Consider the following 23,559-nt stretch of genomic DNA (forward strand, 5'->3'; position numbering starts at 1 on the left):
TCGGCGAGATAACCCGGTAGCGACGAAACGGGAAGCGTGCGCTTGGGTGTGTAGCAGGAGCCCTCACCGCAGGAGGCACCGCAAGCTCGCTCGCAACGGCATCACCGATACGGGGAGGCCCGGACTCATTCTTTCGAATATTGCTGCCTAACTTGTGATTTAGCCTCAGTGCCACCACTTCAAGCCGTTCGGCTCGATGCGGCGAGCGAGTCGCAATCATTGGATCGGCAACGGCGAGTCCCGCATCGCCGGAGTCGCGAGACGGCATACGGGCTCTCCACGGCGATCGGGCCGCTCGGCCGGCACGATGACTGTAACGACGTTCGATGCCGGTGGCGAGCTGGGCAGCGGCGCCACCTATTCCCGACAACTATAGGTTAGGATACGATACCGATAGTATCGAATCTGGAATGATGATCGGTCCTCTCCCTTGGGAAGGGAAATCCGAGGTGAACTGGGCGCTTCCGCAATGGTGCGCGTGGGACCGACATTTTGAGTAGTCAGGTAGGGGTCAGTGAAGGCCAACAGAGGCATGAGTTTCGATCGGCTGGGGCACTTCGTTGTGCGCGCAAGATGGTGGGTGATCGGCTTCTGGATCGTCTTGGCGGCGGCGTTGAACATCGCTTTTCCTCAGGTGGAGAGTGTCGTGCGCGAACAGTCGGCTCCTGCTTTCCCTCCTGACTCGCCCACATTCGCAGTTCTGGACAGGATGGCGAAGGCATTCGACGAAGAGGGTTCCCGCACGACGGTCATCGTGGTCCTGGAAGACAAGTCCGGCCTGGATCAAGGTGACGAGCAGGTCCTGAGAAATCTGGTTGCAGCGCTGAAGGCGGACACCGAACACGTCCTCAGAGTGCAGGATTTCCTTGACGAGCCGCAGGGGAAAGCGCTCTTCACCAGCCACGACAACCAGTTGTGGTATCTGCCGGTCGGCATTCAGGGCGACATCGGTACGCCCGACGGCAACGCTTCAGACCTTAGGGTCCGAGATATAGTCGCAGAGACGACCCAAGACTCGAACCTAGAGACGCGGGTGACGGGGCCGCCAGCCACAGGTACCGACATGGTAGTCATCGGTGAATCCAGCATGGCGTTGATCACGGTGGTGACCGGAGTCCTTATCACGCTGATTCTGCTGCTGATCTATCAGTCGCTCGTGACCGCCCTGCTTCCGCTGATGATGATCGGAATAACGCTCGTGGCAGCGAGAGGAGTTGCGGCCGCGTTGGGCCTCGCAGGGTTCGGCGTGTCGGCTTTTACAGTCGCGTTCATGACGGCAGTTCTGGCCGGCGCCGGCACCGATTACGCGGTTTTCCTCATCAGCCGATACCACGAGTTCGTCCGCGGTGGGCTCGCATATGATCGCGCGATAGGCGAAGCTGCGGGCGTAATCGGAAAGGTCATTGCGGCATCAGCGGCCACCGTGGCACTCGCGTGCGCGTCGTTGGCTTTCACGCAGCTAGGGTTCTTCGCCACCGCCGGTCCCGCGTGCGCAATAGGTATCACCCTTGCCTTTCTGGCGTCAGTCACGCTGCTGCCGGCGGTGCTTTCGGTAGCGGCGGGTAAAGGAAAAGCCCTGCCTAAACGCGACCGCACGGCTCGTGCCTGGAAGAGGGTCGGTGTGGCCGTGGTTCGACGGCCGGTGCGTGTCCTTGCGATGAGTCTGGTGCTTCTGCTGGGGCTGGCTGTGTGTGCAACCTTTATAGACGTTAGTTACGACGACCGCAGTGGTCTACCTGACGATCTGCAGAGCAACGAGGGTTACACGATGCTCGATGCGCACTTTCCCAAAGACTTTGTACTACCGCAGTATCTGGTGATCGACAGCGAGTCCAATATGCGGACGCCCGAAGGCCTCGCGGATCTCGAACAGATGGCTGCGCGAGTGGCGCAACTCCCGGGAGTCACAGCTGTTCGCGGAATCACGAGGCCCGACGGCAAGCCGCTGACGGAAAGCTCGGTCTCATATCAGGCAGGTCGCGTCGGGTCCGGCCTGGCCGATGCCGCCAGCGAGATCGATTCGCGCGCAGCAGAATTTACCCCAATGCTCGACAAAGTCGACCAGATGGTTGCAGCCATCACGGATTTGCGCGAAATGTCGGAGCCCGTGTTCGCCGCAGCGGTAGAAGCGAGCGACTTGCTAGACAGAGCAGGGGGTTTCGACGGGCTGGACGCCGGGTTAGCCGAGGTGCAGGGCGCGTCTGATCAGCTCGAGGCAATGAATGGTACGTTCGATGAATTCGCTAATGCCGCAATGCAACTTGCCGATCTTGCTAAGTCTGCCGAGCCGTTGATCAACGTACTTAATACCAGCTCAATGTGCGACGTCGATCCGCCCTGTGTACAACTGCGCTCTCAGCTCGAACTGTTCGTGGGGGTCGGCGACGATTCGCTCGGTGCCCGCGTAGCGCGACTGCGCGACGCGTTGACGACGCTGACTGGAGGGCCGTCGATCGCCGAAACCCTAGGAGAAGCTCGACATACCCTCGCCTCGGTAAAGTCTGCGATCGTTGCCCTCGGTGGAGACCCCAACGATCCTGGGGGACTGGTGAGGACGGCACAAGGAACCATCGGCACAATGGCAGTCGATGCGCAAGCCTTCGGTAGCCGCTTCGAAGAGCTTGGCCCCGCCAAGGATCAGCTGCAGGCTGGTCTCGAGCAGGCGGCCAACTATCTGCTGGAGCTGAAAGATAAAGCCTCCTCGCAAAACATGGCGGGATTCTACATTCCAGCCATCGTCGTCAACAGTATCGACTTTCAAACCGCGGCATCTGTGTTCGTCAGTGCGGACGGGCACGTGGCTCGCTATCTAATTTCGACGGAGTACGGGGCATTCGGCGACGAGGCAATCGAGCTGACCGGAAAGATTCGGCAGACGGCACAAGGCGCAGTGCCCAACACCAGTTTGGAGAACAGTACCGTCGAGGTTGCTGGTGCCACCTCATTGACCGAGGACGTCAAGAAATACCTGAACGACGACTTCCTACATATCATGATCACCACGTTGATCATCGTCGCGTTGGTTTTGATTCTGCTTCTGCGGGCGGTCCTCGCGCCGCTGTATCTGCTGATTTCGGTTGTGTTGTCCTATGTTTCGGCTTTGGGTCTGGGCGTTATCGTCTTTCAGCTCTTGTTGGGTCAGGAACTGTCTTGGATGTTGGCACCCATGGCCTTCATCGTGTTGGTGGCGGTCGGGGCGGACTACAACATGCTGCTCATTTCCCGGCTGCGGGACGAGTCGTCCCGAGGTATTCGCGTCGGCGTCATTAGAACCGTCGCGTCCACTGGCAGCGTCATCACCTCTGCCGGAATCATTTTCGCGGCGAGCATGTTCGGACTCATGGCAGGTCAATTCCAGGGCATGATTCAAATCGGTTTTGTGATCGGAGCCGGACTGCTGTTGGATACCTTTATCGTGCGAACAGTCACCGTTCCGGCCCTCGCCTCGTTGATTGGCCGTGGTAACTGGTGGCCTTCGAAAGTCTAAGGAAACCCGGAACCAGTCGACATTGCCCCAACTGGATTGAGGACCAAACGCATGACACAAGTGGCGTCGTCTCATGCGCGTCCGCTCGATCAAGATGCCGGTAGGTTCGCCGCCGCCGCCGCTCACGTGTTAGAGGTTGGGTACAGCGGGCGTGTGGTCAACATTGGCTTCATTGTTGCGACCGGCTTCGACGCTGATGGGTTTGCGAGATCCTCGCCATCGACATCACCAGCATCGAGGACTTTGCCGGAAAGTAGAATTCCGCGGCTCACCGGGGCGTTGCAATGTCAAATCGACGGTCAACCCATATGTTTGCCCGCGGTCGGTGCGCCCGGCACGAGATGGTAGCCCGATGCGGCACCCTTTCAGGGTGACTCTGACGTCGATCACCCCGAAGCGGCCTGACCGTTGGGTGCGGCCGTGCTGCATCCGGTAACGATCGAACCGAACCGAAATCGTTTGATGTGCAATGTAATCGGAAGGCCGACGCGCTCGCGACAAGCTTACCGAGTGTCGCCGCGCATCGGGACCACGCGCGTGGACCTGCTCGCATTCACATTCTTAGGTAGATCTTGGTTCAACAACCGCACAACGGTCGAACTAGGCACCGTCGCCGTACCGACGTAGTCGGCATCCTTGCCGACCGGACGGCCATCGTCCGCCTCGATGCCGTCGCACGTTCCGGGCACCGATATTGCCACCAACCTGATAAAGCGCCCGTCGCGTTTGATCCAGTCTGGCTCGTACGATCGCGTACGTTGCGCGAGGCGGACGAAACGCTGTGTTTGTTTGCGGCGTTGGCGATTGCCGACGATGGCGCCGCGCGCCGCTCGAATTCAATGTGATGATACTCAATATTGCTGCTATTTGAGATGGTCCACGAGAATGCCCTCGGCGCCAACAGTTCGGCTCGCCAACGCTCTAGGAGCGGCTCGGTATCGATGTCGCTCGGATGAGATCCCGGTTTGACGTATCGCAAGAGGACGGGTGTCATACCCTTGAAGAGAGGTCCCCGCAGCGTCGCCACGACTCCGCGGGCCACCCGGATCGGGTTGCGCCCCTCCGAATCCTGGACCACCGAAACCAACGTCGCCGCGGCGATGAGCGGGAAGGCGACGCCGAACATCGCCAACATCGTCACGATCCGCGACCATTCGGGGCCACCGACGGCTTTGTACACGTCGAAAGCAACGGCCTTATGCTCATGCAGAGGCGTGTGTTGGGTATTGCAGGGGTTTCAATCTCCTCCGGGGCATCCATGCTATGTGCTTTTGCCGCATCGCAGCGCCTTCTCGCCCGCAAACGACCACGTACTTGGGGCGAGAATTAGACGATACTTCGTGTAATGCATAGGTTCAAGGTTCTCAACGGTTCACGGCTACCGAGACAGCCTGGAGCGACGTTCTCCTACCCCGATCAAGAAGCCACAGACTGGTTGAAATAGGCGCCTTGTCAAGATTATTCGGTCATCCTGATTCCCGCGTTTGCATGACGCGACTGAGAACGGGGACGGTCGAAGGAACAGTACCTGCAGGTCCATAACTAAGGGACAGGCTATCCGATATTGCTGAACCTGGCCGTGGAGGCTGGGGATGAGGCCACCGGAAATGCGCTTGTCCAGCATTGCCGGCCCCGACGGACTGCAGACCCGCGCGAACGGAAATCGCCAGTTCGGTTTGGATGATCGCGGGTGCGCGACTCGAAACGGCCTCCGTGCCATCGAGGCGACGCTAAGGGTGGCATTGAACAGCCTGTCGGGTCGTATCGCTCCGCCATTGACCGGAGCGGCTCTAGCGACCGTGTGAGCGGGGATCCAACGCGATCATCGAATCGTCACTTCAAACTCTGTGCAATGTCATTCCGCCCGGGCATTCAGTGACTGCGCGGCATCGGCGAGCGCGCTGACCAGGGTCTCCTCGAGGTGTGGTAGGAGTGCGGCGTGTTGGGCGGCGTGAGTGGCGCGTTGCTGTGCGGTGTGGTCGATGGTTGTAGCGGCAACTGCGACGGCCGTCCAGGCTTGTGCAGCTCGGCCCGCCGCGACTGCGGCGGCCTGGAGGGCCGGATCAGGGGAGTGGGTGGTGAGGTCAGTGCATCCCTGGGAGAGCAGGCGGCGGAAGAGTCCGCCGCCGGTGCCTGCTTTTTCGATGAAGGCAGCGAGTGCGCTGAGGGCGTCATGGAGTGTCGGTGTGTCGAAGGTGTCAGACCAGTGACACAGATCTTTGGAGAAGGCGCGGACACCGGCAAGTCCTGTTCCGGCAACCACATTCGGTGACGCGGCGGCGAAAATGCCGGGTCCGCCGTTGCGGAGTGTGTAGGCGGATCGCTGCAAAGCGTCGGCCGCGGTAGTGAGGAGGTCGGGTGCGGAAGTTGGCCAGTCGACGACGTAGGTGGTGTGGCGCGTGGGTATCGGGAAGCCGGTAGAGGAGCGGGCCCGCGCCAACGCGTCGTAAGGGACCGTTTGGACGGCGTCACGGTCGTTGTCGACGACATAGGCGATTCGGGCAGAGGCGTCGTAGCCGATGACGACGATGTCGTGGCGGCTCATCGTGAACCGCACGCGCAGGTAAGGAAGTTCGGCGATATCGGCCCATACCATGACCGGTCGTCCGGAGTCGATTTCGGTGGTGACCCATTTCCACCCGAGGTCGGCGTCGTCAGTCTGGCGTAAATCCGTATGAGCGCCGAGTCGGTCGAGCAGGTCGAGTTCCATATCGGCTCCGCGTCCGACGAGGTACAGCGGGGGTTGCAGGCTGCCGTCCCGGATATAGGCGAAATCGAGTGCCCCTCCGAGAGTGAACACAAGGCCCTCGCTTGGCGGCCTGCCCCAACCGAGCTCGGCCCATTCCATGAGGTCGCGCAACGCGCCCGATCCGCAATGGCCGGCCTTCTGATGTGGGTAGTCGATCAGGACACGGGTCATCGGGAGACTACTTTCAGGCTAGACAATCCGCGAAACGACATTCCGGTTCGCCAAATGGGTTCACTCGCCAGCGTGAGCCGCGGAAAGCGTGAGACGAGGCGTGGGAACAGTTCGATTCCTTCAAGTCGAGCCAGCGGTGCACCGAGGCAGAAGTGGATGCCAGCGCCGAATGACAGTGGGACGGTTCCGGTTCGAGTTATGTCGAGCACGTCGGGATTGGGGAATCGGTCGGGGTCTCGATTCGCGGCGCCGAGAAGGGTGAGCACGACCTGGCCCGGTCGCAGGTCTATACCGGCAAGCCGGGTTGCTTCGAGAACGGTCCGTCCATTGGTTTGTACGGGCGCGTCGTAGCGCAACAGTTCGTCGACTGCGGTGGCGGCCAAATCCGGACGTTGGCGTAAGAGCGCCATCTGATCGGGGTGCGACAGCAGCGCGGCGACGCCGTTTCCGATCAGGTTTGTCGTGGTTTCGAATCCTGCCGCGAACAACAAGATAGCGGTACCGACGCATTCATCGTCGTCGAGAGTGTCGTCACCGCGGGCGGCGGCGAGCCGGCTGAGCAGGTCGTCAGACGGATCAGCCCGTTTTGCTGCGATAAGTTCGGAGAAGTACTGGGCGAGTTGGTCTTCGGCCTCACAGGCTCGGGTTAGGTCGGCAGTGTTTGCGCTTGGTTCGAGTGAGGCGACCAGTGCGCGAACCAGCGGAGCGGCGGCGGAGCGAGCCTCGGCAGGAACTCCGAGGAGGTCGCCGATTACGTTGACAGGCAACGGCAATGCCAATTCGGCGATGATATCGGCGACCGGCTTATCGGCAATGCCGTCGAGTAGGCGATCGATCTGGAGGACTATTCGGGCTCGGAGGTCCTGGACGTGGTGGGGAGTGAATACGTCAGCAACGAGTCGTCGTAGGCGCTGATGGTCGGGTGGATTGCGAAACAGCATCGTGCGCCGGAAGCGGTGCATGGCTTGGCGTTGTAATTCTTCTGGGATGTCGGTCAGCCCGAACCCGAGAGACTCGTCGACCTTCCCGAGCCTGCGATCCCGCAGAGCGGCGGCGCAGTCGTCGTAACGGCTCAACACCAATACACCAGACTGGGTCAACAACGCCGGATGCGCTTCGCGGAGCCGGCGGAAAGCGTCGTACGGGCCAGCCTGGCCATGATCGGCGAGCAGTGCAGCGAGCAGCAACTCGCGCGGCGGTGCGGTCACCGTCGGGCCTGAATGACTGGGGCCCGACTGGTGAAGTGCGCGGGACCGACCACAATGAACAGCGCGTCGGCAGTGGCAACAACTCGCCCGTTTTGGTCTTCCACTCTCGCCCGGAGTCGCAGCTTGCGCCCGTTTCGCGACAGCATCTGGGCGTGCAAGGTGTACTCGGTCTGGAGTAATACCGGGGCGAGGTAGTCGACTTCCAGTTTGCGTGTCACTGCCAGTTCACCGACCACATACAGCACGAAGCCGAACAAGTCGTCTAAGACCGTCGCCACTGCGCCGCCGTGAGCGATTCCCGGCGCGCCGACATGGCGTCCGTCGAAGACGTGACCTGCGACTACACCGTCCCCATGTCGGTATGCGCGCAGGTGGTGCCCATGCGGATTCGCGGGACCGCACCCGAGGCAGTCCCCGTGGTGGGGCGGAAGCAGAGCCGAATCATGCTCAGTCGTCTGCATCGAACTTAGCCAATCCGACATGCATGGATTCGATGACGTGAGACTGATGTCCTTGGCGTCGTGCATTGCATACCTCACTCTCTGTGGCGACAGCTGCGTTGACTGCGCAACTCCCGAATTTGTTCGCCACGCACACTATTGGATACAAAAAGTCTCATGGTGTCAACAAATTTCCAAAGACTGCCATTTCGACGGAAAAAGTCCGAACGCATACGGTATGTCGGGATGGTGCTTCCCAGCGTTTACATATGGACTATGCGTCGGTAACTGTAAATTTATGAACAAAAGTGCCACCTGATACAGTTCGTTGCGTGGTCGATGAATCTGTTCGGTTGTCGTTTAGGCGGCATTTGCGCAAGGAGGCGATCCGTGCCGCGCACGCGCTGACCCTGGAAAAGGGTTGGGATCGGGTCAGAGTGAGCGAGGTCGCAGCCCTTATCGGAGTGTCGCGTCCGACTTTGTACAAGGAGTTCGGTGACAAGCAAGGACTCGGAGACGCACTCGTTCTGGAGGAGGCCGAGAGATTCTTGGTGGGGATTGGGGCGACGCTCGATGACCACCGGAACGCTCTCGAAGAAGCGATCCCGGCTGCCGTTCGCTACACGCTCGACGAGGCTTCGTCCAGTCCGTTGCTGAAGTCGGTGCTGACCTCCCCAGGTGCCGACAGCCGCCCCGAAGAGACGGGCGTGCTGCCGCTGCTGACCATGTCGGCGTCGATGCTCGAGCTCGCGTCCGCACGGCTAGTGGGTTGGATCGGAAAGCATTTCCCTCAGCTCGATAGCGATGACGTCATCGATGGTGTCGACGCGTTGATCCGGCTGACGATCAGCCATGTTGTGCTGCCCACGTCGGACAGCGCCGAAACGGGACGGCGAATCTCCGAGGTTGCCCTGCGCTACCTAGGTCTCGCGAGTCAGATGACCCTCTCCCCGTAGTGACCGCCTGAGTGGCGTCGATCCCGCATCGCCCACCCGATTTGTGGACCATTTCTGGACCACACGTCACGCGTGCGTATGCACGTCCCGCAGGTCGAGGCGGCATACCTCTCAGTGCATAACGTGCGTCACGTGCAGGAACGCGGTGACAACCGTCCTGGGGGTCAAGTGGTCGCAGGTTCAAATCCTGTCAGCCCGACAAAAGCATGCAGGTCGACGCGCCAAAGGGACAGCGTTCGGGGCGTCGTGCAGAATGGTCCGCTGAAGTTGGGACGCAGTCGCTCGCTCGTGAGTGCAGAATCGTGGGCGCTGCCGCTGCTTCCGAGGTCGCGTTATGTCCGTCATGCGCTGTCACGATTCGCGCTGATGTGCCGGTGACGGCAACAATGCACGGGGAGTGCATTTGCCTGCGTGGCTTTCGAGTGCTGACCGGCGAGGGCGATGCGTACCTCGGTGTGCAGTATTGCTGTCCCAGCGGATGTGGCGAATCCAGCTGCCTGAGTTCGTCAGGACAGTTTAGTGCGGCAGCGTGAGCAGTAGGTGATCGATCTGCTCGCGCACGGTGACAGGAAGCTCTACGTCGGTAATTGCGTGCAGGAGTTGATGAGCGAGTTCGCGCAGCTTGATGTTGGCATCTTGTGATCGCCACACCAGCACGTCGAACGCGCGCTCGGCGTTGATTCCGTAGGCGAGCATGAGGACGCCTTTGGCGCGCTCGATGGTGGCGCGAGATTCGGTGAATTCGTGCACCACTGAGTCCATAACGGCTTGCTCGGCCCGTTGGGAGTCGGTGACATCGATGTAGAAGCCGCCTGTGCCGACTATCTGTCCCGCGGAGTCGACGGCACGGTCGCCCACCACAATTACTCGGCGAGTCCGGCCATCAGTGTCGATGATGCGATGCCGACTGCTGAATGGCGCACCGTTGCGTGTGACTTCGTTGAAAAGTGCGGCGACGGTGGACTTGTCGTCGGGGTGTTTGTGGTGCAGCAGCAATTCGGTGGTCGGAGTGACTGCGCCGGGGGAGTAGCCGTGCATCCGGGCGACCGCGTCGGACCATTCCCACCTTCGATCGTCGAGGTAGAACCTGAAGCCTCCTACGCGCAGCGGTTCGCCGCCGTCGGCGTCGGAATCTCTGGGGTTCACGTCCAGAGTTCTACCGCACTCGTGGCGGCACCTGTCGCGCTTCGGCAGATCGCATCCGTTGAATCGAAGTCGACTGCGGTGTGTGCCGCGCTGGGTTGACGAAGTCGAGGCAGCAGTTCGGGCCTGGTGTTCGACGTCCTTCCGTGCGGAGCGTGTTGGTCGCTCGATGTTCCGCTACCCCATGATTACCCCACGCCAACAAGAAAGGCCCCCTCGAAAGGGGGCCTGACCTGGTCTGACTGTGGTGCGCGATACTGGGATTGAACCAGTGACCTCTTCCGTGTCAGGGAAGCGCTCTCCCGCTGAGCTAATCGCGCGAGGTGGAGACGGGAATCGAACCCGTGTGCACGGCTTTGCAGGCCGTTGCCTCACCACTCGGCCACTCCACCGTAAGGTCGAAATCGACCTTCTCGAGCGGATGACGGGATTCGAACCCGCGACCCCAACCTTGGCAAGGTTGTGCGCTACCAGCTGCGCCACATCCGCATTTCGTCCCTGTGAGGCTGTTTCCGGCCTCGCTGGGTGCGAGGTGAAACATTAGCCGACGTACAGGTGAAGTCACAAATCCGCTGGCCAGCGCCGGATTCTTGCCTCAATCGTCCAGCGGTGAGCAGTTGCTCACCGATCGCTCCTTTCTGGACACCTCGTCCACGCTGGCGCGGGGGATTGGGAAGCGCCAGAGCCACCGTGTTAAAGTTCCTCCTCGTTCGGGCGGTGTTACTACAGCCCCCGGTCCCGTGGCTCAGTGGAAGAGCGTCCGCTTCACACGCGGAAGGTCGCTGGTTCGATCCCAGCCGGGACCACCACGTATTACTGCCGTCGAGGTGTCCTTTCGGGCTGATCGAACCACTATTCCTGGTCTGCGATGAGAAATCTGGACTCTTTGGGCCCACTTTCGGAAACATGAGGAGCGAATCGCGTTCGCGAAGTTGCTTTGGTCCGACATTCCGTCCTCCATGCCGTGTCCTGAACCCGCCGGTCTCGCACGGCCGAAAGCAAGGTCGAGGCACCCATCGGGTGATCGATTACGGCCGTACGATCGCCGACGTCGCATGCGATTTCGGAGTTCAACGAAGGCCTGCTTGGACGGTGGTCGCTGAGGCGAAACGCGGAGCCCCCGGCCCTGGCCGAGCGTACTGAGCTCGCGCGGTCGCGCGACCGTTGAAATCGCCCGAGTGCACGACTGCTCGAGTAGTGACCACCGGTTACTCCAAGCGTGCGAAGCGTTCGGCAGCAACAGAATTGGCTGATCGGCCGCATCGGAAAGCCGACCTGACCATGAAGATCCTCACCCGTCACGAATCCACCTGCTGTACGGCTCGCGCCGATTGCCCGCAGACCTCCGCGTGGCCGAGGAAGCGGTGTCGGAGAAACGGGCCGCCAAGATCATGTCCGATTCGGGCTCGCCAGGATCAGTTCGCGCGCGTTCGAGGTTGCCACGATCGTCGATCCCACCGTGTCTTTCCCCGCTGAAGTGGTCCAGCGTCGTAAACGCCGCGTTCGACGCTTGCTGCCCGTTGGCGGACAGGCTCGGCATCGAGCGACGCGCTTATGGTCCGACGGACCGAATCTTCCTCGGTCATCGAGAAGGTGCTCGATGAGTCGATGGCAGCAATTGCGCTCGTCTCACGGTTCACCCATCCCAATCCGTGGGTCGTGGCGTAGCTGCTCATCGCGCATCTCGACGTGCCGCCTAACGCGCGGGACAACGAGCAATCATCGGTTCTGCTTGACGCTCGAGGGGGGATCCGCGAGCGGGTCGAGAGCACGCACGACGTATTTCTTTTGCATGTGAGCGGGCATGGGGAGCCGGCGTCGCATCGACATCTTGATCCCTCCGTTCTTCGACGCGAGGAACGCGGTCGAAGAAGGCAACGTACCGGCGTAGCAGGAAGGTAGCGGCTAACGGGTTCTAGGTACGTTTCATGTCTGATTTTATAGACATACCCGGCAAATTGAGCTAAAACTAGAGAGGTGAAAATCGTCTAGCCGAAAAATTAGACTATGGGTTTCGACGGGGCGCGTAACCCTTCGGTCGGTTGGTTTTCGCGAGTTTCCTGTACACGATCTGGGATGTTGAGCCATCGGTCTTCGTGACCGTTCGCATTGCTAATCGACGCTCCGTGGAGACCTCTGGTGACCATATCGTCAATTTCGGGTGCCGCGCGCCCAATTAGGCCCGCATCGTCGACCTCTAGTGTCGCGGAGTTAGTCACCGTGGATAGCGAGACAAGTTGGCCACCGCGCGTGATGAAGTCTTTGTTGGAAGACGTGCATCCTTTCCATGCGCGTGACGATGTTGGGACAGTCAGAGTCGCTCCGCCGAACGCCGTGGCGGTCGGTCCGCACTCCGTCGGTCTGGTCGGATTGGGCTATGTCGGGCTGCCGACAGCACTTGCCCTCGCAGATGCCGGCGTCACGGTGCTGGGATGCGACATCAACGAGGATCGGCTGGCCGCGATCAAGGCCGAGCAGGTGGACTTGCTCGACGCTGACCGCCAGCGCTTGAGTCGATTCCTGGGAACGACGTGTTTGACTCTGACCACCGAAACGTCCGCGTTGAGCACTATGGATGCGGTGCTGATCTGCGTGCCGACTCCGCTCGACGCCCATCTAGTGCCAGACCTGACTGCCCTGCGCGGCGCCTGCGCTGCAGTGGTCGAGTCGGCCAGAGCCGGCCAGACGATCGTGCTGACCTCTACCAGCTATGTCGGCTGCACCCGTGAACTCCTCGTCGAACCGCTACGCCTGCGTGGACTAGTGGCCGGGCAGGACGTGTTCGTAGCGTTCAGCCCCGAACGTATCGACCCAGGGTCGCCGGACCACATCCCTGCACACACGCCGCGCGTCGTCGGTGGTGTAACTGCAGAGTGCGCTGCCCGCGCAATCCAGGCACTGGCGAAGACCGCGCCGTCGGTGTACCCGGTCTCGTCGCCGGAGGCGGCCGAGCTCACCAAGCTGCTCGAAAACACGTTCCGCGCCGTGAACATCGCGCTTGCCAACGAATTTGCTTGCATTGCAAGGCAATTGGACATCGACGTAGTTGAGGTCATCGACGCCGCCGCGACCAAGCCATACGGCTACCTGGCCTTTCGGCCCGGTCCTGGGGTAGGTGGACACTGCATTCCGTGCGACCCGCACTATTTGCTCTGGCAGCTCAAGGCCAGTCGGATGCCTGCTCCGCTGACCGAAGCCGCGATGGCCGCCATCGCCGCTCGCCCCCGCGCAGTGGTTACGCGAGCGGAGGCTGTTCTCGCGATGACAGGTCTGCCTCTCGCCGGCGCACGCATCCTGATTGTCGGTGTGGCCTACAAACCAGCCGTCGCAGATGTGCGCGAGTCCCCGGCTGTCGAGATCCTCGACGACCTCGTGCGCGGCGGGGCATGCGTGTCCTACACCGACGCCATGGTCGACAGCCTCCATACCTCCGCAGGTCGGCTGAACAGCACAAATGACTTCACACCCGGAAACTGGGACTTGGTAATTGCCCACACTCTGCACCCGTCGGTCGACCATTCGTGGATCGGTAACGCGCCACTGGTTCTCGACGCGACCTACCAGCTCACCGATGTTCCCCATCGGCACGTCCTGTGATTCACGAAACGCGAGGATCGTCGATCCGTATCGACGGGTGGAGGCGTAGACGATGACCACACTGTATGTAGTGCTCATCTTTGGCGTGGGTACCTTGTTCTGGGCCAGCGTCGGCGTGTTGCGGTACCTTCTCGAACGGGCCAAGCGTCGGTCGCCGCAGCGCCGTGTCGGTCAAGGGCCAAGTCCCAGCGCTGCCGATGTCGCGGTGATTGTCCCAGCCCGGAACGAGGCAGCGGTAATTGCGGAGTCGATCGAAGCAGCGGCGGCGATAGTTCCGCGGGAGAACATATTCGTCGTGTCCGACGCGTCCACCGACCTGACAGCGGACATCAGTCGCGCCGCCGGCGTCAACGTCCTCGAACTGGACGTCAACGCGGGCAAGGCCGGAGCCATTGTTGCCGGCCTTCGACATTTCGACCTCTGCCGACGATTCGAAGTCGTGATGTTCATGGACGCGGACACCCGACCTTCACCGGACTACATGACGACCGGCTTGCCCGCCTTTCGAGATCGTGACGTTGTCGCGGTCGCGGGCTACGCGAAGTCCATGGTCGATCCGCTCCCCGCACAATGGATTGGCCGGCTGCTGGTGGCCTATCGTCAGCGGTTTTATACAGTTCTCCAGCTTCTGTTCAAATACGGCCAGGCTGCTGAATCGCTGAACGTGGTCTCGATTGTTCCCGGGTTTGCGAGCATGTACCGGGCCTCGACTGTGTCGATGATCGATATTTCCGCGCCCGGACTGGTCATCGAAGACTTCAATATGACCTTCGAAGTGCATGCGAAGAAACTTGGACGGATTGCGTTTCATCCCGGCGCGGCGGTGGCGTTCACCCAAGACCCCGACAATTTCCGCGACTACGTTCATCAAATTCAGCGCTGGGCGCTCGGATTTTGGCAGACCGTCCGCCGGCACGGACTTCACGCTGGTGTTTTTTGGTTGGCGTTGGCCGTTCATATCTTCGAGTTGATTCTCAGCGCCCTGTTGCTCGTGTTTCTGATTCCCTTGTTCACGATCTCTGTGTATGGCAGCACGGTCTCTGGGTCCGGCGACGCTTTTTCGAGATTCGCCTTCGACGTGTACAGCTTCTGGCCACCGCAGAGCATTGCTGTGGGAATCTATCTCCCGGACCTGGTGCTGACGCTGATTGCCGTTGTGGCGCTTCGGCGTTCGAGTCTCCTGCTATGGGCACCACTATTTCCGTTGATTCGTATCGTGGATGCCGCTGTGTGTCTGAGCACCTTGCCGCGGGCGTGGTCTGGGTCGAGCGGACGATGGACAAGTCCAACCCGACGCAAACTGCAGATCGAGGCGGACGTAGCAATATCCGCTCGCAGCGAGTCCGTTCTTACCGAGAATGAAAGGCGCGAAGAATGAGGACGCTGATCACCGGCGGAGCCGGCTTCATCGGCAGCCATCTGAGCGAATACCTGTTACGCCAGGGCGACCACGTCACCGTGCTCGATGATCTTTCCACCGGATCCCTCCACAACTTGCGGGACGTTGCCGGCCACGAGCGCCTGACCTTCGTCGAGGGATCCATCTTGGATCGGAGCAAGGTGCGCGAGGCCATTGCCGGTGCGGACCGTGTCTTCCACCTTGCGGCGGCAGTCGGCGTTCGACGAATCGTCGACCATCCCCTGGAAAGCTTGCGTACCAATCTGCATGGGACCGAGATCGTTTTGGATGCCGCGCGAGAGGTGAACGCCATAATGTTGCTGGCGTCTACCAGCGAGGTGTACGGCAAGAACACATCCGACCGGCTCACCGAGGAGTCGGACAGGATTCTCGGATCGCCGTTGAAATCTCGATGGACCTACGCTGCGGCAAAAGGAATCGACGAGGCGTTCGCGAGTGCTTACTGGCACACCTATGGACTGCGGACCGTAATTGTCCGCATGTTCAACACAATTGGGCCGCGCCAGACCGGCGCATACGGGATGGTCGTCCCCAACTTGGTTGGTCAAGCCCTGCGGGACGAGCCGTTGACCGTCTTCGGCGATGGCTTGCAGACGCGCTGCTTTTCCTACGTCGGCGATGTGGTGCCTGCCTTGGTGCGCTTGTGTGAAGAGCCCAGCGCCTACGGCGAGGCGTTCAACCTCGGTGGCGACCTGGAGGTGTCGATTCTGCGGCTTGCCGAGGTAGCAATCGAACTTCTCGGCAGCAGAAGCACGATCACGCTCGTCCCTTACGCGCAAGCTTATGGCCCGGGATTCGAGGACATGCGGCGACGAGTGCCCGACAACACCAAGGCAGAGCGCCTTGTCGGCTATCGCCCTACGACCCGACTGGAACAGATGATCTTGAACGTCGCGGCTTCGCAGTCGGCAGCAGAAGGCCCGCGCGACACCGACCTTACGACGCGAGCACCTGTTGCGGTCTGACACAGACAAGCTAAACGTTGCTGTGAAGATCGCTAGCTTTCGCGGCATAGTGCGGTTGGGCGCGGCGATGTTCTTCGTTCTTGGGCTCGTCGTCGTCGGCTGTTCGGCGACCGAAGCGCCCCGCGCTGAGAGACCCATCCAGACGTTGACCGATTCGGGCGACCCGTACGTGGCCGCGGACACAGGTCAGTTTCGGGCTCCGAACGTATCGACGAACCCGGTGGCGGTCGAACCCGGGCAAACCGTCATCAGTTTGACGTTCGATGACGGCTTCGAAGAAGACTCGAAAGCGGCGAGCATTCTGTCCGACCACGGTCTGCGGGGCACGTTCTTCGTAAACAGCGGGAATATCGGCAAACCCGGCTACATCGGGTTGGATGCCTTGCGCGGCATCGCCTCAGACGGCCATGAAATCGGTGGTCACACCGTCTTGCACCGCGACCTGACGGCGCTGTCGCCTGATGAGGCGCGCCGCGATATTTGCATCGATCGAGTGACGCTGCTCCGCTGGGGCTTCCAGGTGCGCAATTTTGCCTACCCGTTCGCCGCAGCCTCACCCGACCTGCTGAATGCGGTTGCGGGCTGTGGCTACAACAGCGGTCGAAGTCTCGATGAATTGAGGTCTCCGACACTGTGCCCGAGTTGTCCGGCATCAGAGACAATCCCGCCGGAAACCCCCTACTTCACGAAGGCCTCGTCGCAAGCGGAGAACACCTGGACCCTCGCAGATTTCAAGCAGCGTGTTCAGGACGCGCAGCAAAAAGGCGGTTGGCTCCAGCTCACCTTCCACCGCCTGTGCACTGAGGACTGCAACCGAATAGCGGTCACAGATGCTCTGTTCAACCAGTTCGTCTCGTGGCTCGCCACCAAGAATGCGGACGGCAGCGTGCTGGTGCGGACAGTCGGTGACGTGATCGGTGGCCCAGTGCAAGAACCTATTCAGGGTCCGCTGCCGCCAGCTGTCACTGTCGGCCAGAACGCGCTGAAGAACCCCCAACTAGAAACGCAAACGGCTCCTGGCCAACCGGACTGTTGGTTGAAGTCCAGTTTTGGCGACAATCGGCCAACCTTCAGCGACGCACCTGGAGCGGGCGGCACCGGTGTAGCACAGCGAATCGTCATGACCGACTACGTCGACGGTGACGCCAAACTGATTCCGTCTCTCGACCTGGGCGACTGCGCTCCGTCCGTGGTCGCTGGGAATGCCTACGACCTCGAGGCGTCTTACACATCCACGGTGCCCACCCGATTCGCCGTCTATTACCGATTGGCGCGCGGGGTGTGGGTGTACTGGATGGATAGTGCGCCCTTGCCGCCAGCGGGGACTTGGAGTCGTGCACGATGGACCACGCCACCCGTCCCGGCTGCGGCGACAGCTCTCAGCTTCGGGCTGAGCCTCACCGAGAACGGTGAGCTTGTCAGCGACGACCACGCATTCTTCGACGCGACGTGGAAACCCAGCTCGTGAAGGAGCAAGTGCCAGTTCTTCGGACTGTCACCAGCGTCAGCTCGGCCGGTCTGATGGCCATGGTCATGCTGGCGTGTTCGAGTGCAGATTCAGCCGGTTCGCCAGACAGTAAGAACTACCCCTGGCACACGAACATCGTCTCTACGACGTTCTGGGTCGGTGAGGTGCTGGATCCGAACGCGGTCGATGGGAGTCAGATGGTGTCGGCGTACGACGCGAACTGGTACGCCAATTTCGGTGGGTGCGACGGTGTGGTCGCCGACGGTCGATGCCAAACCGAGCCACGCAGCGCGCAGAACGATTACTTCCCGACACGGATTACGCCGCTGCAGAATCCGTTCTATCTGGACCTGCCGTACGACGACATCAATATCGAGGCCAACTTACGCGGTAGAGCCGAGGTTGTGCCGTGGGCTGATGAACCGGAATATCTCGGCCGCGCCGAGGACCGATCGTTCAGCTTCATGAAGAACCGGTGGGTAAAACTGAAGAAGGGCGATCGGATCTGCTTCGGACAGGTCCAGGACGCTGGTCCTGCGCGATACGACGACGCCAGATACGTTTTCGGCGCCGATGATGCGCGCCCCGCAAACACCCGATTCAACAACGCCGGCCTCGATGTTTCTCCAGCTCTGAACGGCTGCCTCGGATTTCAGGATCTCGACGGCAGTAGGGATCGCGTCGACTGGGCGTTCGTAGATGAGGCCGCCGTCCCCGAGGGGCCCTGGACCCGGATAGTCACAACAAGTCCTGTCGTTGTGTTCAGCGAGTAGGCAGGCCCTCAGTAGCAATTGTCTTGTACTCGGCGCTGTTCACTGCGATCGACTCGGTGGCAGTATCGAAAACATGGACGACCCCGCCGCAGCCGCCGCGTACGAACTGGTCTTCCTCCACGGCGGTGGCCAGAACGCTCACACGTGGGATTCGGTCGTTCTCGCCCTTATCAGGGCACAGCCCGATCTATCAGCACTCGCCGTCGACCTACCGGGGCACGGCCATTCCCGTTGGCGTGACGACAGGGACTACTCGCCCGTGACCAATGCCGCCACTCTCGCGCCCTTCCTGCAGCGCATGGCACCGAAGGCGGCGACAGTCATCGGGATGTCATTGGGTGGGCTCACCGCCATTGCACGGAACAACATTCGACGTCGTTTCGACGGCGAATCATCGTCGACGTCACGCCCGCGTCGCACGAACGTCTTGCACAGCTGAGCCGCGAGCAACGCGGTTCGATAGCGCTGGTCTCGGGGCCCCGGACGTATGCGACCTTCACCGAGATGCTCGAGGCGACCGCAGCCGCGAGTCCAGCACGAAGCCGCACCTCGCTGCGCCGCGGCATCCTCCACAATGCCCACCGCAACACATCGGGACAGTGGACGTGGCGCTACGACGTGCTGGACAAGGCCATGGATTTCAGTCCTTTGTGGTCCGCCGTCCGCGACTCGTCCATACCGACCTTGCTGGTCAGAGGCGGGAATTCTCGCTTTGTCACCGATGACGATGCGGCTGAGCTCGTGCGTGAAAGTCCGTCGGCTGTGGTGAAAACCGTTGCCGGCGCGGGTCATTCGATCCAGAGCGATCGCCCGATCGAACTCGCACGACTGATCGACGAATTCGGGCTGGGTAGCGACGAACGCTGAGCGTGCACCGCTATCGAGTGCTGACGATCTCCCTCGCAACGGCGATGGCCGACATCGCCCGCGGCCAACCGGCGTAGAAGGCGAGATGTGTTATTGCTTCGGTGATTTCGGCGGGGGTGACGCCGTTGGTGACAGCCAAGGTCAGGTGATGACGCAACTGCTCCACGTTGCCGTTGGCGATGAGGGCCGCGCAGGTGATGAGGCTGCGATCGCGGGGTGACAGAGCGTCGCGGGTCCAGACGTCACCGAAGAGTACGTCGTCTGTGAGTGCCGCGAGCTTCGGCGCGACGTCTCCGATGAGTTCGTGTGCAGTGGTAGCGGGCTCGGTCATGTGGTCCTTTCGGTTGGTAGGCCGGTGACGAGGTCCCATAGGTTGTCACGCCCCGCGGTGCTGGCGGCCTCGGTGAGTTTGTCGTCCCAGAAGTGCGTCGACCCGAATTCCGAGCGCCAGGCCAGGGCGGGCTTCGTGTACTCGTGCAGGCGGTGTTCCTGTGTTGTGCCGATGGCGCCATGAATCTGGTGGGCATTGCGAACGACGACGGACGCGGCGTGTCCCGCACACGAACGAGCCACGGCGACAAGGAATTCGACGTTGGCACCGGACCAGCCGGCGCGCACCGCAGCTGCGAGAGCAGCTTCGGTTGCGGCTCGCGCGAGAGCCGCCTCTCCAGCGATGTCGGCAACCAGATTCTGCACGGCCTGAAACTTGGCGAGCGGTCGGCCGAACTGAGTGCGGTCGGTCGCGTGCGTGATCGACAGTTCGAGAATGGCGTCGAGCGCGGCGCAGATCTGGAGCGCACGCACGAGTGCACCGCGAAGATGCAATTGCTCGAACACCGTGTCGGACACGCGCGAACCGGTCAGAGTCCCGACGTCTGTGCTCACAGTCCCACGAGGTTCACCGGCGAGGTTGGCGCCGTTCACAATTCGCAGGTCCGATGGTGCGACATCGCCGACCAGGTAAGCGTTATCGGCGCGCCACACCACCACGATGCGGTCAGCTTCGTCGGCCCACGGCACATCCCGTGCCACGCCGTTGTCGTCGAGTACACAGACTGTGCGCCGAGCATTGTCGACCGGCAGTCCCGCCACGTCCAGTAGCCAGCCCGCGAGCAGGTCGTGTTCGGCGATCGGTACGCGCACAGCGTGGGACACGGCCGCTCGCAACAACTCTGCGGCCTCGAACCACCCAGCGCCGCTGCCTCCGGCGTCTTCGCGTCCTGTCAGCCTCGTCAGACCCAGTTCGCCGAGCCGTGCCCACAGCGTCTGATCCCACTCGGCGCCTGGCTCATACTGTTCCCTGTGCCGGGCGAAGACGGCATCCATCATGTCGACGAGATCCTGATCGACGGCGGTGTGTGCATTCATCAGCGCATCCCCAATCCTCGCGCGACCACACCGCGCAGTACTTCGTTGGTGCCGCCACGGAGGGTGAAGCCGGGACGTTGGACAACGGCTCGTTCGACCATCGCGCGGTAGCTGTCCGGCGTGCCATCGCCGGTCAGCAGATCGGCGAAGTCGGCGATGTCGCCTTCGGTGGTGGTGCCGAGGACTTTGACAACAGCGGCAGCGGTGTCGGCTGGTTCGTGCCGTTCGAGCGCTCCCGCGACGGCCGTCGACATCTGGTGCAATCCGGAGATCCGGGCGACGAGGCGGCCGAGGTCCGAATGACGAGGCACCTCTCCAGACCCCATCTGTTCGGCTGTTTCGGCGAGCAAGGTGAAGGTGGACAGGAAGCGTTCGGGTCCGCTGCGTTCGAAGCTCAACTCCGATGTGACCTGCTGCCAGCCGTTTCCGATGATGCCGAAAACCATGTCGTCGGAAACGAATACGTCGTCGAGCACGACCTCGTTGAAGTGGTGATCGCCGGACATCGAAACGATCGGGCGGATGCCGACGCCTACCGAATGCAGATCGACGACGAACTGGCTGAGCCCGTCGTGTCGATGTGTCGAGTCGACAGGGGAGGTCCGGGCGAGGCAGATGAACGCGTGCGCCAGGTGGGCGCCCGAGGTCCAGACCTTGGTTCCGGAGATGGTCCAGCCGCCGTCGACGCGAGTGGCTTTCGTTCGGACACTTGCCAGGTCGGATCCCGAGTCCGGTTCGCTCATCCCTATCGCGAAGAAGCGCTCGCCGCGAACGATGGCGGGGAGGAACGTGCGCTTCTGAATCTCGTTGCCGTACTTGAGGAGTGCGGGGACTATCTGTCGGTCGGCAATCCAGTGCGCGGCGACCGGTGCGCCCGCGGCGAGAAGTTCCTCGGTGATGACGAACCGCTCCAGAAAGCTGCGACCATGGCCGCCGTATTCGGTCGGGACGGTCATGCCGAGCCACCCGCGCTCGGCCAATGCGCGGGTGAAGTCTTCGTCCCAGCCTGTCAGCCAGGAGTCGACCCCCCGGCTGATCTTGCCCTCGGCCGATTGTTCGGCCAGAAAATTGCGAACCTCGGTTCGGAGGTCGTCGAGGGAGTGGGGATCGTCTCCGACGACTGGAACGAGTCGATGCTTTGTCACAGCAGTTCTCTCCATCAGGTCAGCCGTGGCTTCGTCCGCCGCAGCAGTAGACGACTTGCCCGGTGACGTACCGGGCGCTGGCGGAACCGAGCCAGGCGACTGCGCTCGCGATGTCGTCGGGGCTGCCGGGTCGTTGTAGTGGAATGCGCGAGATGATGCGTTCACGGACATGTTCGGGCATCGCATCGGTCATATCGGTTGCCACGAAGCCCGGCGCGACGGCGTTGACGCGAACGCGCGGGGCATATGCGAGTGCAAGGGACCGCGTCAGCCCCACAACCCCGGCTTTGGATACGGCGTAGTTGAACTGTCCGACGTTGCCGAGGTGCGCTCGCGAACCGAGGTTGACTATCGCTCCGCCAGTTGCCATTTCGGTTACCAGCGCGGACGTCAGCTCGTAACACGCGCCGAGGTTCACGCGAGCGACGAGGCGGAACATCTCTTCGGTCTGGTCGGCGAGGAGTGCGTCTCGGGTGATCCCGGCATTGTTTACGAGTATGTCCAGCGGTTCACCACTGCGCCGGACGGCATCGCGGATCGCGTCTCGGCCATCGGGGGTGGCGATGTCGGCTTGCACAGCGATTGCGCCGAGAGTGGTTGCGCTGTGCTGGATCTGGGGACTGAGATCGACCATGATGATGCGGTGGCCGGCGGTCGAGAGTCTGCGGGCGATGGCGAACCCGATTCCGCGGGCAGCGCCGGTTACGAGTGCGGTGCTCATGGCAGCAGTGCTCCAAGGTGTTCGGCGCCGAGGGTGAAGATCTGACCGTTGGAGCCACGTGTGGCTACCAGCAGATCGATGGCAGTGGCGACCGTTGCCGGTTCGACGTTGTCGCCGACGGCGACGAGGACCGAATAGCCGGCGGACTTTCGGCGCTCGAATGCGAGTGCTCTGGCACCACCGAGGAGGCCGGTCGCGACGGCTGAATCGAGTGGCGCCGCACGTCCGAGGATCGCGTTGGCTTGTACGAGAAACACGACGGGAGCGTCGGTCAGCGCAGCGGCGCGGCTCAACTCGAATGCCTCTGCCAATTCGTCCTCGGCGTCGCTCCACGCGCCCAATCCTGTTCGCGCTTCGAAGATCACACCCTCGTCGGGCCCGATGTCGGTCAACACGGCTGCACGTTCGGAGTCGTGCGTTCGGACTTTCACGCGTGCACCGTCCGCTTCACGATCGACACCATTTCGCCTTCGTGGACAACCTGGTGGTGCTGGTTGAACACCTCGACTTTTTGCACCATTACCCCGCGATCCGGTTTCGATGTCGGCCTCAGCTCGACGATCTCGTTGGTTGCGTAGATGGTGTCGCCGATGAGTACCGGACGGACGAATCGCCACCGCCGAATCTCGGCGAACGCCAACAGTGAGTCGGTGAAAACTCCCAGCCGGCCGCGAAGCCCGGTGACGATCGACAGCACGAGTGCGCCGTGCGCAATTCGGGCGCCGAACTGGCTGTCGCGCATACCTTCGGCATCGGTGTGGAGGGCGTGGAAATCACCGGATACTCCGCAGAAATTGACGACGTCCGCCTCTGTCACCGTTCGTCGGGGCGTATCGAACCGCATGCCGATCTCGGCATCGTCGAAACTCAATCCACTCATTGGAATCCTTTCTCGAGTAGTTGTTTCGAGCACTGGTGGCGAAACTTAATACCATCTAGTCGGAACGTCAAATGTCAACTGCGCCAACCTGAGTGCGCCGGACGCGTCTCCATGGCGGTCGCCGATTTTCGAATCGAAATGCGTACGGACGCGCTCACCTGCGAATTACGTATTTCTACGCTAGTGGTCATCCAGCTGACG

20 protein-coding genes and 4 tRNA genes are annotated in these 23,559 nt (G+C 61.5%); 10 read left to right on the forward strand and 14 right to left on the reverse strand.

The window, feature by feature from the left end; all coding sequences use genetic code 11:
- Window positions 1–532 precede the first annotated feature (532 nt).
- The gene (locus JGU71_RS00065; RefSeq protein WP_199700837.1) at window positions 533–3,487 is read left to right on the forward strand and encodes an MMPL/RND family transporter; all 2,955 of its coding nucleotides are present in this window, start codon (window positions 533–535) and stop codon (window positions 3,485–3,487) included.
- A 577-nt stretch (window positions 3,488–4,064) separates the two neighbouring features.
- On the opposite strand, the gene JGU71_RS30505 is transcribed toward JGU71_RS00065, so the two are convergent.
- The 4 genes from JGU71_RS30505 to JGU71_RS00085 form a co-directional block, all read right to left on the reverse strand.
- A complete protein-coding gene (locus tag JGU71_RS30505; RefSeq protein ID WP_372433090.1) occupies window positions 4,065–4,697 on the reverse strand; it encodes a metal-dependent hydrolase in 633 nt (210 codons plus the stop codon).
- Window positions 4,698–5,342: 645 nt separating this feature from the next.
- A complete protein-coding gene (locus JGU71_RS00075; RefSeq protein WP_199682955.1) occupies window positions 5,343–6,407 on the reverse strand; it encodes a BtrH N-terminal domain-containing protein in 1,065 nt (354 codons plus the stop codon).
- Window positions 6,404–7,615 (reverse strand): cytochrome P450, encoded by a 1,212-nt coding sequence (locus tag JGU71_RS00080; RefSeq protein WP_199700838.1) that lies wholly within the window; start codon window positions 7,613–7,615, stop codon window positions 6,404–6,406. The genes JGU71_RS00075 and JGU71_RS00080 overlap by 4 nt, the downstream gene beginning before the upstream one ends.
- Window positions 7,612–8,142, reverse strand: coding sequence for a PaaI family thioesterase (locus tag JGU71_RS00085; protein WP_199700839.1), 531 nt, complete (start codon window positions 8,140–8,142; stop codon window positions 7,612–7,614). Before JGU71_RS00085 ends, JGU71_RS00080 begins: the two co-directional genes overlap by 4 nt.
- Window positions 8,143–8,387: 245 nt before the next feature.
- Here JGU71_RS00085 and JGU71_RS00090 point away from each other — a divergent pair, with 245 nt between their 5' ends.
- The gene (locus JGU71_RS00090; protein WP_199682952.1) at window positions 8,388–9,011 is read left to right on the forward strand and encodes a TetR/AcrR family transcriptional regulator; all 624 of its coding nucleotides are present in this window, start codon (window positions 8,388–8,390) and stop codon (window positions 9,009–9,011) included.
- Window positions 9,012–9,527: 516 nt separating this feature from the next.
- Here the strand turns inward: JGU71_RS00090 and JGU71_RS00095 are convergent.
- The 4 genes from JGU71_RS00095 to JGU71_RS00110 all read right to left on the reverse strand — a co-directional run bounded on the left by JGU71_RS00095 (window position 9,528) and on the right by JGU71_RS00110 (window position 10,643).
- Window positions 9,528–10,157, reverse strand: coding sequence for a PAS and ANTAR domain-containing protein (locus tag JGU71_RS00095; protein WP_307829425.1), 630 nt, complete (start codon window positions 10,155–10,157; stop codon window positions 9,528–9,530).
- Window positions 10,158–10,399: 242 nt separating this feature from the next.
- Window positions 10,400–10,474, reverse strand: a tRNA-Val gene (locus tag JGU71_RS00100).
- A 1-nt stretch (window position 10,475) separates the two neighbouring features.
- A tRNA-Cys gene (locus JGU71_RS00105) sits at window positions 10,476–10,546 on the reverse strand.
- Between the two features lie 24 nt (window positions 10,547–10,570).
- A tRNA-Gly gene (locus tag JGU71_RS00110) sits at window positions 10,571–10,643 on the reverse strand.
- A gap of 245 nt (window positions 10,644–10,888) precedes the next feature.
- On the opposite strand from JGU71_RS00110, the gene JGU71_RS00115 reads away from it, so the two are divergent.
- The 8 genes from JGU71_RS00115 to JGU71_RS00150 all read left to right on the forward strand — a co-directional run bounded on the left by JGU71_RS00115 (window position 10,889) and on the right by JGU71_RS00150 (window position 19,244).
- A tRNA-Val gene (locus JGU71_RS00115) sits at window positions 10,889–10,963 on the forward strand.
- Between the two features lie 1,444 nt (window positions 10,964–12,407).
- Window positions 12,408–13,751, forward strand: a complete 1,344-nt coding sequence (locus JGU71_RS00120; RefSeq protein WP_199700842.1) for a nucleotide sugar dehydrogenase — start codon at window positions 12,408–12,410, stop codon at window positions 13,749–13,751.
- Window positions 13,752–13,803: 52 nt separating this feature from the next.
- A complete protein-coding gene (locus JGU71_RS00125; protein ID WP_199700843.1) occupies window positions 13,804–15,129 on the forward strand; it encodes a glycosyltransferase family 2 protein in 1,326 nt (441 codons plus the stop codon).
- The gene (locus JGU71_RS00130; RefSeq protein ID WP_199700844.1) at window positions 15,126–16,136 is read left to right on the forward strand and encodes a dTDP-glucose 4,6-dehydratase; all 1,011 of its coding nucleotides are present in this window, start codon (window positions 15,126–15,128) and stop codon (window positions 16,134–16,136) included. The genes JGU71_RS00125 and JGU71_RS00130 overlap by 4 nt, the downstream gene beginning before the upstream one ends.
- Window positions 16,137–16,158: 22 nt before the next feature.
- Window positions 16,159–17,604: a polysaccharide deacetylase family protein gene (locus JGU71_RS00135; RefSeq protein ID WP_199700845.1), complete on the forward strand. Its 1,446-nt coding sequence runs from the start codon at window positions 16,159–16,161 to the stop codon at window positions 17,602–17,604.
- A gap of 8 nt (window positions 17,605–17,612) precedes the next feature.
- Complete coding sequence (locus JGU71_RS00140; RefSeq protein ID WP_199700847.1) at window positions 17,613–18,377, forward strand: hypothetical protein; 765 nt, start codon at window positions 17,613–17,615, stop codon at window positions 18,375–18,377.
- Between the two features lie 73 nt (window positions 18,378–18,450).
- Window positions 18,451–18,816, forward strand: coding sequence for an alpha/beta fold hydrolase (locus tag JGU71_RS00145; RefSeq protein WP_199700849.1), 366 nt, complete (start codon window positions 18,451–18,453; stop codon window positions 18,814–18,816).
- Window positions 18,817–18,881: 65 nt separating this feature from the next.
- Window positions 18,882–19,244 carry an alpha/beta fold hydrolase gene (locus tag JGU71_RS00150; protein WP_233528547.1) on the forward strand — a complete coding sequence of 121 codons (363 nt, stop codon included), beginning with the start codon at window positions 18,882–18,884 and terminating at the stop codon, window positions 19,242–19,244.
- Window positions 19,245–19,254: 10 nt separating this feature from the next.
- Here JGU71_RS00150 and JGU71_RS00155 read toward each other — a convergent pair whose 3' ends face one another.
- Genes JGU71_RS00155 through JGU71_RS00180 form a run of 6 tightly spaced genes read right to left on the reverse strand, consistent with a single transcriptional unit; the run spans window position 19,255 to window position 23,358 of the window.
- Window positions 19,255–19,575 carry a carboxymuconolactone decarboxylase family protein gene (locus JGU71_RS00155; protein ID WP_199700851.1) on the reverse strand — a complete coding sequence of 107 codons (321 nt, stop codon included), beginning with the start codon at window positions 19,573–19,575 and terminating at the stop codon, window positions 19,255–19,257.
- On the reverse strand, window positions 19,572–20,612 hold the full coding sequence (locus JGU71_RS00160; RefSeq protein ID WP_199700853.1) for an acyl-CoA dehydrogenase family protein: 1,041 nt from the start codon (window positions 20,610–20,612) through the stop codon (window positions 19,572–19,574). The genes JGU71_RS00155 and JGU71_RS00160 overlap by 4 nt, the downstream gene beginning before the upstream one ends.
- The gene (locus JGU71_RS00165; protein ID WP_307829426.1) at window positions 20,612–21,757 is read right to left on the reverse strand and encodes an acyl-CoA dehydrogenase family protein; all 1,146 of its coding nucleotides are present in this window, start codon (window positions 21,755–21,757) and stop codon (window positions 20,612–20,614) included. Before JGU71_RS00165 ends, JGU71_RS00160 begins: the two co-directional genes overlap by 1 nt.
- Before the next feature lie 19 nt (window positions 21,758–21,776).
- Window positions 21,777–22,478, reverse strand: a complete 702-nt coding sequence (locus JGU71_RS00170) for an SDR family oxidoreductase (RefSeq protein ID WP_199700862.1) — start codon at window positions 22,476–22,478, stop codon at window positions 21,777–21,779.
- On the reverse strand, window positions 22,475–22,909 hold the full coding sequence (locus JGU71_RS00175; RefSeq protein WP_199700863.1) for a hypothetical protein: 435 nt from the start codon (window positions 22,907–22,909) through the stop codon (window positions 22,475–22,477). The genes JGU71_RS00170 and JGU71_RS00175 overlap by 4 nt, the downstream gene beginning before the upstream one ends.
- The gene (locus tag JGU71_RS00180) at window positions 22,906–23,358 is read right to left on the reverse strand and encodes a MaoC/PaaZ C-terminal domain-containing protein (protein ID WP_199700864.1); all 453 of its coding nucleotides are present in this window, start codon (window positions 23,356–23,358) and stop codon (window positions 22,906–22,908) included. The genes JGU71_RS00175 and JGU71_RS00180 overlap by 4 nt, the downstream gene beginning before the upstream one ends.
- Between the last annotated feature and the right edge of the window lie 201 nt (window positions 23,359–23,559).

The sequence above is a fragment of the Antrihabitans stalagmiti genome (assembly GCF_016482825.1).
Lineage (GTDB): Bacteria > Actinomycetota > Actinomycetes > Mycobacteriales > Mycobacteriaceae > Antrihabitans > Antrihabitans stalagmiti.